The 14,498-nt window shown below is 67.7% G+C and carries 11 protein-coding genes; all 11 read right to left on the bottom strand.

The annotated features are described in order from the left end of the window. Positions 1 to 76: 76 nt before the first annotated feature. The 11 genes from ACTIFJ_RS05315 to metC all read right to left on the bottom strand — a co-directional run bounded on the left by ACTIFJ_RS05315 (position 77) and on the right by metC (position 14,407). Positions 77 to 721, bottom strand: a complete 645-nt coding sequence (locus ACTIFJ_RS05315; RefSeq protein ID WP_439533056.1) for an RraA family protein — start codon at positions 719 to 721, stop codon at positions 77 to 79. Continuing rightward, the gene (locus ACTIFJ_RS05320) at positions 718 to 1,530 is read right to left on the bottom strand and encodes a creatininase family protein (RefSeq protein WP_439533057.1); all 813 of its coding nucleotides are present in this window, start codon (positions 1,528 to 1,530) and stop codon (positions 718 to 720) included. Before ACTIFJ_RS05320 ends, ACTIFJ_RS05315 begins: the two co-directional genes overlap by 4 nt. After that, positions 1,527 to 2,348, bottom strand: coding sequence for a carbon-nitrogen hydrolase family protein (locus ACTIFJ_RS05325; RefSeq protein ID WP_439533058.1), 822 nt, complete (start codon positions 2,346 to 2,348; stop codon positions 1,527 to 1,529). The genes ACTIFJ_RS05320 and ACTIFJ_RS05325 overlap by 4 nt, the downstream gene beginning before the upstream one ends. Before the next feature lie 2 nt (positions 2,349 to 2,350). After that, entirely contained in the window at positions 2,351 to 5,131 is a 2,781-nt protein-coding gene (locus ACTIFJ_RS05330; protein ID WP_439533059.1) for a M14 family metallopeptidase, read from the bottom strand. Then, positions 5,128 to 6,441, bottom strand: a complete 1,314-nt coding sequence (locus ACTIFJ_RS05335; RefSeq protein WP_439533060.1) for an MFS transporter — start codon at positions 6,439 to 6,441, stop codon at positions 5,128 to 5,130. Before ACTIFJ_RS05335 ends, ACTIFJ_RS05330 begins: the two co-directional genes overlap by 4 nt. After that, the gene (locus ACTIFJ_RS05340; protein WP_439533061.1) at positions 6,438 to 7,829 is read right to left on the bottom strand and encodes an amidohydrolase family protein; all 1,392 of its coding nucleotides are present in this window, start codon (positions 7,827 to 7,829) and stop codon (positions 6,438 to 6,440) included. Before ACTIFJ_RS05340 ends, ACTIFJ_RS05335 begins: the two co-directional genes overlap by 4 nt. Positions 7,830 to 7,833: 4 nt before the next feature. Continuing rightward, positions 7,834 to 8,748 carry a polysaccharide deacetylase family protein gene (locus ACTIFJ_RS05345; RefSeq protein ID WP_439533062.1) on the bottom strand — a complete coding sequence of 305 codons (915 nt, stop codon included), beginning with the start codon at positions 8,746 to 8,748 and terminating at the stop codon, positions 7,834 to 7,836. Continuing rightward, entirely contained in the window at positions 8,745 to 9,479 is a 735-nt protein-coding gene (locus ACTIFJ_RS05350) for an SDR family NAD(P)-dependent oxidoreductase (protein WP_439533063.1), read from the bottom strand. Before ACTIFJ_RS05350 ends, ACTIFJ_RS05345 begins: the two co-directional genes overlap by 4 nt. Beyond that, positions 9,476 to 10,501, bottom strand: a complete 1,026-nt coding sequence (locus tag ACTIFJ_RS05355) for a ketopantoate reductase family protein (RefSeq protein ID WP_439533064.1) — start codon at positions 10,499 to 10,501, stop codon at positions 9,476 to 9,478. The genes ACTIFJ_RS05350 and ACTIFJ_RS05355 overlap by 4 nt, the downstream gene beginning before the upstream one ends. Before the next feature lie 97 nt (positions 10,502 to 10,598). Next, entirely contained in the window at positions 10,599 to 13,067 is a 2,469-nt protein-coding gene (locus ACTIFJ_RS05360; RefSeq protein ID WP_439533065.1) for a TonB-dependent receptor plug domain-containing protein, read from the bottom strand. A gap of 131 nt (positions 13,068 to 13,198) precedes the next feature. Next, positions 13,199 to 14,407: a cystathionine beta-lyase gene (gene metC / locus ACTIFJ_RS05365; RefSeq protein ID WP_439533066.1), complete on the bottom strand. Its 1,209-nt coding sequence runs from the start codon at positions 14,405 to 14,407 to the stop codon at positions 13,199 to 13,201. Positions 14,408 to 14,498: the final 91 nt, after the last annotated feature.

Below are 14,498 nucleotides of genomic sequence, written 5' to 3' on the forward strand. Positions count from 1 at the left end.
GGGGCCTGCGGCCCCAGCCGCCGGAGGCACATTGTCTTACCGCCGGAGGCATATTCTCGTGCTGCCAGAGGCGCCCCTAGCCCAGCCGGGCAAGAATCACCGTGAGTGTTTCGCCGCGCGCCAGACCGTCGATGATCAGTGCCTCGCGCCCGGCATGTGCCGTCAGTCGTTGCAATTCCTCATCGAGCATCGCTGGCGCAATTGCTGCTATGCCGTCCTCGTCGCAGAGCAGGGCGTCGCCGGCTTCGATCGTCGCGCCGCCGATGCAGACCGGTGTGTTGCGCCGGCCGCCGAGCCCCAGCCGCCGTGTGGTCATGCCGCTGAGACCTCGGCACCAGATCGGGAGGCCCAGGTTGCGCAGTTCGGCGATGTCGGTCACCGGCCCGTCGACGACGATTGCCGACGCGCCTTGCGCGAGCGCCGCCCGGGCGACAATACCGCCGACACAGGCATGGCGGGTGTCGCCGAGCCGGTCGATGACCAGAACATCGCCGGGGCGCAGCAGGTCCAGCGTTTCGTGGAGCAGGACGGAGTCCGCCCCGGGCAGTGCCAGTGTGACGGCCGTTCCGGCGACGGCCGGCCCGGGCACCAGCGGCGCGATGCCGGGCCTGGTCAGCCCCCATAGCCGCCAATGCCCAAGCGTGGAAACTGCTGCCCCGGCAAGCGTTGCCAGACGGCCGGTGTCGATTGCCGGCGGCATCGGACGGATATCGCGCATCATTGCGGACGAGCCGGCGCGCGCGGGTCACAGCCGCGGAAATAGATGGCAAAGTCGGCGAGGTAATCGACCAGCGCGGCGGTGAATATGGCGCCGGCTTCGGCGGAGGACAGGCTGGCATCGCCGCCGCCGATGCCGTTGGCGGCCACTTCCGTCGCATCAAACGGCATGGCGATTTCGGCGCCCTTGAACATCATCCCCGAAAAGCCGCTCGTCGTCGGCAGCCCGAACAGGGCTTGCCGTTCGGCCCGGCCGTCGCGGGCGGCACTGACCAGATGGGGGGTGAGGTGCATCGCCACCGAGGTTACCGGATCGGCACCATGGCCGCGTGCTGCCGCGGCCTTGTCGCCGTGTGCCGCCGTCCAGGTCGCATCGGGCAGCACCCGCCACAGATGGACGGCCGGCACGCAGACGCCGGTGCGCTGCCGAATGCGGTGGGCGACATCGGCGATCAGCGGCGCGTTGGTCGAATGGCCGTTGCACAGGATGATCCGCGTCAGGCCATGGTCGAGGAAAGAGGTGATCATATCCTCCAGCACCGCCATGAACGTGCCGGCCCGCAACTGCACGCCGCCGGCGAAGCCCCGGAAGAACTCGGCATAGCCGAACGGCAGCACCGGGGCGGCGATGGCGCCGGCGCGCTCGGCGGCCGCCAGTGCGATCATCTCGGCCAGCACGTAATCGCCCATCGGCGCGAACGGCCCCTGTTGCTCCTGGCTGCCGAGCGGCAGGATGATCACCGGCTCGTCGGCCAGCCGGGCCTTGAATTCGGGCCAGCTCAGGTCCTGAAGGGCATGGGGCCGCTTGGTCATGACAGGCCGAGCCGCTTGTTGGCGAGTGCCGGGATCTGGGCGCGGACCCGGCCAAGCAGCGTCAGGTCGATATCGGCGCTGGCATGGCCGAGCCCCTCGGAGGCGCGGGCCACGACATTGCCCCAGGGGTCGACGATCATCGACTGGCCGAACGACTGGCGCTCATCGACCGGCGTGGTGTAGCGGCCCCATTGGGCGGCGGCGGCCAGCCAGCATTGCGTCTCGATGGCGCGGGCGCGCAGCAGCACTTCCCAATGGTCCTTGCCGGTCAGCAGCGTGAAGGCGGCGGGCAGCGCGATCAGCTGGCTGCCGCGCGCCACCAGCGCCTGGAACAGTTCGGGGAAGCGCAGGTCGTAGCAGATCGTGCACCCGACCTGCACGCCCTCGCAATCATAGGTGACGATCGCGTCGCCGGGCAGGATCGTCGCCGACTCATGATATTCGGCGCCGTCGCTGGTGGTGACGTCGAACAGATGGATCTTGCGGTAGCGCGCCACCTCGCGGCCGTCGCGGTCGAAGACCAGGCTGGTGTTGTGGGCCTTGCCGTCGCCGGCGCGCTCGTACAGCGAGCCGCCGTGAATCCAGATCCGGTGCTCGCGGGCCAGCGCCTGCAGCGCCTGATAGGCTTCGCCGTCACGGCTGGCCTCGGCGATGCCGGGCGCCCCGGAGGCGCCGCCGAGCCATTCGAAATGCTCGGGCAGCAGCACCCAGTCGGGCCGGTCGCGTTCCACGGCGCGCGCCACCAGCCCGGCCAGCTGGCGCAGATTGGCTGGCTTGTCGTCGCGGCTGTTCATCTGGATCACCGAGGCGCGCAACATGGTCAGCGCGGCTCGTAAATGGCGTTGAACAGCAGCTTGAAGGCGCCGTGCGACTGCGCCCTGAGCGTGATGTCCGGGCCGATCAGCAGCACCCGGCCGTCGCCCTGCGGCAGGTCGACGACGGCGGCGGCACCGTCGAGATTTTCCTGGCCCCAGCCCCAGCCGCTGCGCAGCAGCTGCTTGCCTTCGAAGCGCAGCGGCGTGGTGCCGCCGCGCGCCGAGTCGGTGAGCCGGAAGACCGGGCTGTTGTCGTAGAAGACGTCGAGCTGCTGCGGCAGCCCATAGCCAACCGGGCTGGTGGCATCGACGCGGCCGGAGAGGATGGCGCCGGGCACATAGAAGAGGGTGCGCGGCAGCGGGATGGCCTTGCCATCCTTGATGACGGCGAGCGGGTTTTCCACCGGCAGGGCCAGTGCCCGCACCAGCGCCTCGGCCGATTCACCCATGCCGATCAGCGTGCCGCCGGTCTCGGCGAAGGCCTTGAGCGCCGGTACCGAGCGGTCGGCCGAGATCGAGCCCAGCCAGCCGCGATATTCGGCCGGAATCCGCGACGGATCGGGCTGGCGGATGGTGAAGCGGCCGCGGAACATGCCGCCGGTGTCTTCCGCCGCCTCCTTGTCGAACGCCGCCTCTGGTAGGATGATGACGTCGAAGGCGTCGCGCAGCCCGCCGGCATCGAGCTGCTGGGGATAGACGATGGTGTAGGGCAGCTCGAACTTCTCGAAGATCCAGCGCATCCAGCCGGTCGGGATCAGCCCGCCGTAGACATCGACGATGGCGACGCGTGGCGCGGGGATTGCCGCCTTGGCCTCGCCGGGTTCGCGGTTGACCGCCTCGGCGACGAGCCCCAGCTCGGCGACCGAGGCGCGGACGATGGCCTCGGCCTGGGGGCTGGCCGGCACCCAGAGGGCGCCGCGCTCGGCCGGACCGCCGGCGACGCGGCGTGGTTCCGACAGCCAGAACAGCGGCTGGCCGGCCTTGTGCAGCCGGTTGGTGAGCGTGATGACGTCATTGGCGCCGTGGCCGATGAGGAAGCCGGCGCGGCCCGAGCCGATGATGCGCCCGGCATCGGGGCGCAGTTCGCCGCGCGTGCTGACGGTCTTGGCGTCGAGCGCGTCGAGGACGCGCTCGAAGGTGACGCCCATTTGATAGGCGAGCGTATAGCCGGAGGCATCGGCGGGCGGGATCGGCGGGCCGCCCGGATATTCGAAGTTGTTGGGGTAATCCTGGGGCTCGAACATGTCGATGACATGCGGCCGATAGGCCTGGGCGGTGCGCACCACATAGCTGCCGGACGGGAAGCGCTTGCCATTGGCGGTGAACGGCGCCGTCGCGCGCTCGACCTCGACGCCGAGCTTGATCAGCGCGTTGAGGAAGCGGATGCTGGTTGGATAGTCGCGCTGGTCCGGGGCGATAACATAGGCGCGGGCGTCGCGGTTGGCCGGGTTCTTCAGCACCGCGTCATAGAAGCGGGCGTCGATCGCGCTGCTGCCGCGCGTCCGGGTCGGCTCGGGTTTGGCGCCGGTGGCGGCCGAGGCCGCATGCATTTCGGCGATGCGCCTGGGGCTTACCGTCCAGCTGTCGCGGCTGCCTTTCTCGATGTTGGCGGCGCCCATCCGGTAGAAATTGTAGAGCAGCTTCTCGCGGTTGTTGGCGGCGTGGCTGAGCACGGCGCGGTTGATCGACAGGCTGTATTCGAGCGACTGGCCCATGCGCCACATCTGCGGCGGGATCGGCGCCGGCTGGTCATTGCCCGGCAGCTGCCGCTCGGGGACCAGCTGGATCTCGATCGGTACCGGCATACCGATGGTCTCGGTGAGGATGCCGATGGCGTTGTGGAAATAGGAAGAGGTGCGAAGATTGCCATTGTACCAGGTGTCGTAATGCGCGCCGTTGCGGGACGTGGCGCCGCGCTTGTCCTCGGACAGCAGGCGGGACTGGATGGCCGCACCAACCTCCTCGAGGCTGGCGATCACCAGCGGGTTATAGTTGAAGTTGAACGGGTTGCGGAACGGCGGGATGAACACGACGGTGCCCGCCGGCCCGGTCTGGTGCTGGTTGAGGACGATCTGCGGCCGCCATTCCTTGAACAGTACGCGGGTGATGTTCTGCGTTTCCGGCATCTCGGCCATGTAGAAGTCGCGGTTGTTATCGTGGCCGATATAGGGGTGGTAGAGCTTCGGCAGGCTGTGGAAATTCTCCTCGCGCTGCGCCGGATCGGCGAAGCGCATGTACCAGTTGGCGACCAGCTCCTGCCCGTCGGGATTGTCGGCGACGAACAGCGTGATGACATCGTTGCGGATGCGCTGCGCCTCGCGGTCCTCGCTGCCGACAAGATCATGGACCTCGGCGATGATCGCCGCATGGGTCAGCACTTCGCTGGCATGGATGCCACCATCAACCCAGACCACGGCCTTGCCCTCGGCGGCGAGCGCTCGCGCCTGCGCATCGTCCAGCCCCTCGGCGCGGCCCAGCCGGGCCGAGATGTCGCGGTACTTGTCGAGCAGCGCCAGGTTCTCGGGCGAGGAGACCACCGCCATCATCTGCCGGCGCTTCTCCACCGTCGGGCCGATGTCGATCAGCCGGATCCGGTCGCTTCGGGCGGCCAGCGCCTGCCAGTAGCGCAATGTCTCCGAATAGCTGGCGACATAGCGGTCCTCGCCCATGTCGTGTCCGAGAATCTGCTTCGGCGTCGGGATCGGCTCGGCCAGCGCCATATTGCTGGTCAAGGCCAGCGCCATTGCCATGCCGAACAGTTTCATGCCCATCGTCTCCCGCGTCATTGGTCGAGCGCCGTCGCCCGGTCCGGCGTTCTTGTCATCAGCAGCACCGTCAGCGTGATCGCCGCCGCTGCCACCACATAGAAGGCCGGCGCGATCAGTAGCCCGGTCTGCTGCACCAGCAATGTGCCGATGAACGGTGCGAAGCCGCCGAACAGCATCACTGCAGCATTATAGCCGACCGACAGCGCCGAATAGCGCACCCGCGTCGGCAGCAGTTCACACAGATAGGTGGGCGCGACGCCGCTGAACATCCCGCTGAACACGCCCGCGCAGGCCGTGGTCAGGATCACCGACCAGCCGCTCTGGCTGACCGACATGTTGTAGAACAGCGGCACCGCGAACAGCACGAAGCCGGACGCGCTCGCCACCAGGAACCGCTTGCGGCCATAGAGATCGGAGAGATGCCCGGTCAGCGGGATCACCGCGATGTTGACCAGCGCGCCGACCAACGTTGCCGACAATGCCCAGGACCGGTCGACCTTCAGGATCTCGGTCGCGTAGCTGATCAGGAAAGCGCCGAAGGTATAGCCCGCCACGGTCCAGATGATGACGATGCCGAACACCGTCGCCACCGCCCGGCGGTGCTGGGTCAGCGCCTCCTTGAGCGGGTTGCGCCGGGCGCCGCTGGTCACCTTCTCCTCGTAGCGCGGTGTCTCCTGCACCTTGGAGCGCAGATAGAAGCCGACCGGGGCGACGAGGAAGCCGAGCAGGAACGGCACCCGCCAGCCCCATTCAACAAGCTGCTGCTCGGTCAGCACCAGGTTCAGCAGCAGCGCGGCCAGCACCGCCGAGACGATGGCCAGGCTGGTGCTCAGCTGCTGGAGCGCGCCGAACAGCCCGCGCCGATGCGGCGGCGCATATTCGACCAGGAAGGTCGTTGCCCCGCCCCATTCGCCGCCCGCGGCAAAGCCCTGCACCAGCCGGCAGATCACCAGCATCACCGGCGCCGCCAGGCCGATCGAGGCATAGGGCGGGATCAGCCCGGTCAGCCCGGTGGCGCCGGCCATCAGCAGCATCGTCGCCACCAGCGCCACCTTGCGCCCGTAAAGGTCGCCGAAATAGCCCATCACCATGCCGCCGACCGGCCGCATCACGAAGCCAACGCCATAGGTGGCGAAGCTTGACAGGATGATCGTCAGCGGATCGGCGGCCGGAAACATCGCCTTGCCGATCTGCGCGGCGAAATAGCCATAGATGATGAAGTCGAACAGCTCGAACCAGTTGCCGATCATCGCCGAGCCGAGCGCCCGCGCGGTGGCGCGCCGCGTCGGCACATGGCGGACCGGCGGTTCGATCGGGATGGCGGTCATTTGGTGTCGGCCGGCGGCGCCGGCTTTGGCAGCGGCACCGGCACATGCGCCGGTATCACCACCTTGCCCTTGTCAACCATCAGCAGACCGTCCTTGATCACCATGTCGACCTGGCGCAGCGCGTCGAGATCCTGGTCGGGATTGCCGTTGACGATCAGGATATCGGCCAGCTTGCCCGCCTCGAGGCTGCCGAGCCGGTCATCCATGTCGAGCAGCTTGGCGTTGGTCATCGTCGCCGCGCGCAGCGCCTCGGGGATCGAATAGCCGCCCTTCACGAACCATTTCAGCTCGGCGATGAAGATGTTGGGGATATAGCGGTGGGCGTCGCCGATGGTGTCGGTGCCCACGCCCATGACGATGCCGGCCGCCTTCATCTTCTTGAAGACATCGAAATTGCCCTGGCTGGTCATCGAGAAGCGCCGCGACGTCGAGCCATAGAAGCCCCCGGACCGGTCGAGCACGTTCTGGTAGACCTGCAGCGTCGGCACCGCCGTCACCCCCTGCCGGGCCATCGCCGCGATGGTGGCGTCGGTGCGCGGCAGCGGATGCTCGATCATGTCGATCCCGGCCTTCACCGCCATCTCGGTGTAGATGGTCTCGCAGTCGCAGGTGACCTTCAGCCCGAGCAGATGCGCTTCGTCGATCGCTGCCTCAACCTCGGCCTGGGAGAAATGGCTGCCGATCTTGATGACGCTGGCACCTTCCTTGAATGTTCGCCGCACGGCGGCGCGCCAGGCATCGGCGCCGTCGGCCTCCTGGGCGAAGTCCGGCCCATGGCTCGGGGATACCGGCCGCTCGGTGGCATGGCCGCCGGTGCCGGTGATGATGTGCCCGGCGGTGAACACGCGCGGCGCCGGAATGGCGTTGGCGGCGCTCCATTCGCTGAGCAGATAAGGGGCGTTGCGGACTCCGTTCAGGTCCCGCACCGAGGTGAAGCCGGATTCCAGATAATAGCGGAGGTTGCGCTGGCCGCGCAGCGTGCCCGAGCCTTCGCTGGCCTGCTGGTCGATCGGCGTCGCCTGGTCATGATAGCTGATATGGACATGCATATCGATCAGTCCCGGCATCACCGTCTTGCCGGCGGCATCGATGACCAGCGCATTCGCCGCCCAGTCCCGGCTCTCCGGCGGCAGCACCGCCTTGATCCGGTTGCCCTGCACCACCACGGTCGCGGCGCGCACGGCGTTGCTGCGGCCATCGAACACCCGGCCGCCGGTGATCACCAGCTCCGGCCCCGAGGCGTCGCGCGGCCGCACCGGGATGCGCACCGGATCGGCGGTGGTTTCTGTGCCCGGCGCGATCACGGCGCGCCGGTCCTGCAGTTTCGCCGGCTGTGCCTGCGCCGTTCCCGCTGCCAGCAGCAGCAGCCATGCGTGTTTCATGCCCATGATTTTATTCCTTCATGTCCACCGGACAGGCCGCCACCACATGCTCGACGACCTGCCGGTGCGTCGCGAACCACACCTTGTGCGCCGCCATGTGGCGGATCATTTCGTCGAGAATCCAGATCCGGGAGCGTGCCCCGATGATATGCGGGTGCATCGTCAGCTGGAACAGCCCGCCTTCTTCATGCGCGAGGTCGAACTCGCGCCGGAAGATGTCGAACACCGCATCGGGCGGCGTATAGGGCCGGCTGCTGCCGAACCGGTCCATCAGGAAATAGGGGGCATCGTCGCGGATCCAGTCGACCGGCAGCTCGGTCACCCCGGTCGGCTCGCCGTCGAGCAGCAGCTCGTAACAGTCCTCATCGGCCATCAGCGAGCTGTCATAGAGCAGCCCCATGTCGCGGATCACCGCCAGCGTCCCCGGCCCATGGTCCCAGGACGGCGTCCGCACCCCCACCGGCCGCACGCCGCAGACCCGCTCGATCACCTCGGCGGCGCGCAGCATCAGGTCGCGCTCGGCATCGATCGGCAGCAGCGAATTGCGCTCATGGATCCAGCCGTGCAGGCCGATCTCATGGCCCTCGGCGATCACCCGCCGCTGCTCGTCCGGATGCAGCAGCGCCGTGACGGCCGGCACGAAGAAGCTCGCCGGCACGCTGTGCCGGGCCAGGATCGGCAGGATGCGCGGCATCCCCACCCGCGCGCCATATTGGCCCCAGCTCAGCCGCGCCACCGAGCCGCCGCCATCGCGAAGCTCGTTGGTTTCATGGTCGCTGTCGAAGGATAGCGCCACCGCGCAGCGCGCGCCGCCCGGCCATTGCGCCGGCGCCATCCGCCGCCCGGCGCGGACATGGTCGACCTTGGCCCGCCACACCGGCTCCGGCCATTGCCAGGGCGCACTATCGGTCGGTTCGCCGCTCATTGTCCGCCATCCACGCTGAGGATCTCGCCATTGACGAACCCGGCCCAGTCCGAGGCGAGGAAGGCGACGGCGCGGGCGATGTCTTCGGGCGTGCCCAGCCGCCGCAGCGCGATGCCGTCGATGACCGCCTGCTGCCCGGCCGTGCCATAGGCCGCCCATTGCCGTTGGGTTGCCCCGCCCGTGACGACCAGGCCGGGTGCCACGGCATTTACCCGTATCCCCTGCGGCCCCAGTTCATGCGCCAGCTGCCGGGTCAGGCCGAGCAGCCCATGCTTGGCGGCGCAATAGGCCTGCACCCCGGTCTTGGACGCCCGCAGCGAGGCACCCGAACAGATGTTGACGATCGCCCCGCGCCCCGCCGCCACCATTGCCGGTACCACGGCGCGGGACAGTGCCATCGCCGCCCCGAGATTGATCGCCAGTACCGCGTCCCAGTCCGCATCGGTCACCTTGGCGAACGGCACCGGAGCCTGACCCGCGACGCCGCCGGCATTGTTGACGAGGACATCGACCGGCTCGATCGCGCCGATCCATGCCGCCGCCGCTGCCCGGTCGCTGAGGTCGACCCGGTGGCAGTCGATCCCGTCGCCGCGCAACGCTGCAAAGGCCGTCTCGTCGATGTCGCAGGCGAATACCCGGCCGCCTAGTGAGGCGAACAGCCGGGCGATTGCCTGCCCGAAGCCCGAGCCGACGCCGCTGACGGCTATTTCCTGGCCGGAGAATGTGATCATCGCTGCGCCAGTTCGAGCAGATTGGCGTCGGATTGCGCCCGACTTCCGGCCTCGACTTCGTGCATCATGCCGATCATCGCCGCCAGCGTCGGGCAGGCCAGCCCGTGCGCCGCGCCACGTTCGACCACCAGCCCCAGCTGGGCATCGACCTCGGTGATGCGGCGGTGAATGGCGAGGTCGCGCCAGACGCCGCTGTGCGTCTTGCTGCTGGCCGCGTTGAACGCTGCCATCGCCGCGATGCTGGCGGCCAGTGCGGCGTCATTGGCCCCCGGACCGAAGGCCGCCACATCGAAGCCGTTGAAGCCGCGCGGGCTGACCCCTTCGGCGGCGGCCACGGCCAGCACTTCGCCTCCCAGCCGCGCCCATAGCCCGGCCAGCTCGGGCCGTGCCAGGCAGTCGGCGATTCCGGAATCGCCCAGCGCCTGGGCGAACAGGAAGGAGGCATAGGCCAGCTTGCCCCAGAGATAGGCCCAGATGTCGGACGTCGCGATGGCGTCGGGCTCGAAGCCACGCAGCATCGCTGTCATCGTCTCAAGCCGGTCGGTCATCTGGCCGTCCAGCTCGCCGATCGCCACCGTGCCGCGGTTGCCGAAGGCGATCCGCCCCGGCCCGACCACGTCGGCGCCGAAATTGACGAACCCGGCCATCGTTCGCGCCGCACCGATCTGCGCGGCGATCACCCGGGCGCACAGGCCGTTCTGCAGGGAGAGGACGACGCCGTCCGCGGCCAGGTGCGGGGCCAGCATCGCCACCGCGTCGGCGGTGTGATGCGCCTTCACGCAAAGCAGCACCGTCTGCCAGGTGCCGGAGAGCGCGGCCGCGAGTAGCGCCGGCACCGGGGTCGGCCCGAAGCCGGCCGCGCCTTCCACGGCCAGCCCGTGCGTGGGGTCGGCCAGCGCCGCCACATGCGCCGGCGCGGTGTCGACAAATGTTACGTCATGGCCGTGGCGCAGAAGCGCAGCCCCTACCGACCCGCCGATCGCGCCGGCGCCCCAGACAAGAACAGGTGTGTCGATGGTCATGCGTCGAGCGAATGTCCCTTCGCCGGGCTGGAAACGAGAAGGGGCCTCCACATTGCTGCGGAAGCCCCTTCGATGGATCGATCGAACAGGACCCCGGTCAGAAGTTGAACGAGATACGTCCGTAATAATAGCCGCCGTAGCTGCCGAACGGACCGGCACCATAGGGCGGCAGACCGATGGTGTTGGTCGCTGTCGCCAGGTCCGGATAGGTGTCGAACAGATTGTAGGCGCCGACGGCCAGCCGCAGGTTTTCGGTCAGCCCGTAGGAGACTTCGAGGTCGGTGATCCACTTGGCGCCGAAAGTCTGGTCGGCGGCCGGGCTGTTGTCGAGCGACGTCACCTTGTCATAGCGGGTCTGAAGCAGATTGACGTTCAGTCGGTCGAGCGTCCAGTTGACGCCGAGGATCAGCTTGGTGCGCGGCGTGCCCGTGAAGAAGCCTTGGGTCCGCCGGTCGAACAGCGTCAGGCCGAGCCCGGCCAGTTCGCTCGGGTTGGGGGCGATCGCTTGAATCGTCGTCTCGTTATAGTTGAAGCCCAGCGTCGTGCGGAACCGTCCCGCGCTGGTGGTGTCGAAGCTATAGGCCGCGACCACATCGACACCGCGCGTGCGGGTGTCGACGGCGTTGGTGAAGTAGCGGGCGGCTTGTACGCCGGGGGAGCCATTGGCCGCGAGGATGGCGCGCACGCCGGCGCCGGTGAGCAGGCCGGTCGAGGTGATGCGGTTGTCGAGGTCGATCTGATAGGCATCGACCGCGACCGACAGGCCCTGCAGCGGCGTCAGCGTGAAGCCGAGGCTGTAGTTCATCGACTTCTCGGGCCGCAGCGGCTCGGCGCCGAGCGCCCGGCCGATCACCGACTCAACCCGCACCACCGCCGTCTCGATCGGCAGGAAGACGCCGCCGCCGACATTGTTGATCGCCGTCGAGGTCTGGGCAAAGGCCTGCTGGGCCAGTGCCGGGGCGCGGAAGCCGTTGCTCAGCGCGCCGCGGATGGCAAACCAGTCGGTGAATTCATAGCGGCCGCTGACCTTGCCGCTCCAGACGCTGCCGGCGCTGTCGTCGAAATGTTCGAACCTGCCGGCCGCCGTCACCAGGAACTTCGGCGTGATGTCGAAGGCGAGGTCGACATAGGCGGCATAGACGTTGCGCGAGATATCGGCCTCGTCCGCCGGCGTCACCACCAGCGCGCCCTGGGCGCCGACCTGTGCCGGCAGCCCGGCCTGAGAGCCGGTCGGATAGAAATAACCGCCATTGGCGTAGGAGGCCGGATCGAGCGCCCTGGTCTGGTATGATTCCTGGCGGAATTCGGCGCCGGCGGAGACCTGCATGGTCGCCTCGCCGCCCAACTCATAGCGCCGGGTCAGGTCGAGATTGTTGGTCCACTGCTGGAATTCGGAGCTGAAGGTGTCGAAGCTGGTCGGGCTGGCGGCGCCGAGCGAGGCGTTGATGGAGTTGTCAGCGCCGTTGCGGGCATAGTTGCGGCCATAGGTGCTGCTGAAATCGAGATCCCAGCCGCCCAGCTTGCCGCGGATGCCGCCGGTGAACTGGAAGTCGGTTTCCGCCAGCGTATAGAAGGGGCTGAAGCCTTCCGGATAGACGGCGAGGATGTTCTGGTTGCTGCGCGGCAGCCGCCCAGCCTGGCCGACACGCGCTTCGCGGTAGCCGATTGTCCCGTCCGAATAGAGCTCGAAGTCGCCGGTCGGGATCACCGCGGTCAACGCACCCTTGATCTCCTGCACCTCGGGCAGGCCGCCCAGATAGGTGCGGCGATTGACGGTCGCCTCGCGCGGGTCCTCGACGCCGCCGGGCAGACGGTCGAAGAACAGCGTGCTGCGCGGCACGGTGCCGGAACGGATCGTCGGCTGGCTGCTCTTGGCTTCCACCGCCAGGTTCAGCGTGCCGCCATTGCCCACGGCAAATCCCTTGGAGATCGAAGCCTGGATGGTCTCGCCGTCGCTGCCGCTGCCGTCACGCCCATAGCGCTGACCGGCCTCGATGGTGGCCATGCCATCGGTGCTGTTCGTCTTGAGGATGACGTTGATGACACCGGCGATGGCATCGGTACCATATTGCGCCGAGGCGCCGTCACGCAGCACCTCGATCCGCTCGATGGCGCTGGCCGGGATCAGGTCGAGATCGACCGGGTTGCCGCCGACCGAGGTGGCGCCGGTGTTGAAGTCGATGATCGAGCTGTTGTGGCGGCGCTTGCCGTTGACCAGCACCAGCACGTGCACGCCGGAAAGCCCGCGCAGGCCGGCCGGCCGCGTCAGGCTGTTGAACGAGGAGCTGCCGACGGTCGTCGACTGGAAGGAGGGGACGAGCTGGCTCAGCACGTCGCGCAGCTGCAGGCCGCCCGAGCGCTGGAGCAGCTGCTCGCCGCCGATCACGTCGATCGGCGTCGGGCTGGCGATGATCGTCCGCGGCTGGCCGCGCACGCCGGTGACGATGATCTGGTCGGCATCTTCCGGCGCGGCAGCGGCATCGGCCACGGTCTGCGCGTACAGCGGCTGCGAAATAGCCAGGGCCAGCAAGGCCGATCCGGCCGCCAGGTTCGTTCTCAAAGTCATGTCAGCACCCCTTGTTGTTGGTTGTCCGGCACGCCCCCATCATGTTTGACATCGGGCAGGCCGGTTGTTGATCTTGTTCAACCCCAAGCTAAATGACTTGAATCAAAGAAAATAAATTTATTCTCCAATCCCTAGGACACCGCTCGGATCGTTCGGGCGGACAAATGTGCCTTATCGCCGAGGCGGTCAAGCCCTCGTCTCAAGTCGCGCTGGAGGTCTTCCACGCTTTCCAGCCCGACATGAATGCGCACCAGCGGGCCGGAAAATGTCCCTGTGCACGTCCGGCTGGCCAGTTGCGGATCGCAGGGAATGACCAGGCTCTCGAACCCGCCCCAGGAATAGCCGAGGCCAAAAAGCCGCAGGCTGTCGAGCATCGTATCGACACTGTCGGCATGGTCCGGCGCAAGCACGAAGCTCAGCAGGCCACAGGTGCCGGAAAAGTCCCGCTTCCAGATCGCATGGCCCGGAAAGTCCGGCAGGGCCGGGCAGAGCACCGACTGCACTTCCGGCTGCGCCGCCAGCCACTGCGCAATCGCCGCCGCCGAGCGGCCGTGCTGCGCTAGCCGCGTGTGCAGCGTCCGCAGCCCGCGTAGCGCCATATAGGCATCGTCGGGAGACACCGCCCAGCCGATCTCATGACTGCCGCGCGCCAGCATCGCCGCCGCCTCGCCGCTGGCCGCCGCCATGCCCATGAACACGTCGGAATGGCCGCAGACATATTTGGTCAGCGACTGGATGCTGATGTCGATGCCATGCGCCAGCGGCTTGAACAGCACGCCGGCCGCCCAGGTGTTGTCGATGACCGTCAGCACGCCGTGCGTCCGCGCCATCCGCGCGATCGCCGGCACATCCTGCATCTCCATGGTCAGCGATCCCGGCGATTCTAGGAAGATCGCCCGCGTCGCCGGGGTGATCATCGCCGCAATCTCGTCGACGCTCGCCGAGGGGTCGAAATAGCGCGCCGTGATCCCATAGCGCGCCATCGTCCCGCCGAGGAACCGCCGGGTCGGATTGTACACGCAATCGCTGACCAGCAACTCGTCGCCGGCCGAGCAGATCGCCAGGATGACGCCGGTGATCGCGGCCAGCCCCGACGGATAGAGGAACGCCTGTTCCGCCATTTCCAGCTGCGCCAGCGCCGCGCTCAGCGCCCGCTGGGTCGCCAATCCGCCGCGGCCATAGGTGACCTGGGTGTGATCATAGATCGCCTGGGTATCGGCGAGCAGCACGGTCGATCCGCGTTGCACTGGCGGCGCCGGCGTCCGCAGCAACGTCGTGCAATCGCTCTCGCAATGGGCCAGGCGGGTGCATTCATCGCTTTCGGTTTCGGCGTAGGTCACGATATCGGGATCTTTCCTGAAGGTTCTCGGTTGCAATCTGTCACGAAGCACAGGCCAAAATCATCACCTGATTGTGCGTTGGATGACATGA

Source organism: Polymorphobacter sp. (assembly GCF_051860865.1).
In the GTDB taxonomy this organism is placed as follows: Bacteria; Pseudomonadota; Alphaproteobacteria; order Sphingomonadales; family Sphingomonadaceae; genus Sandarakinorhabdus.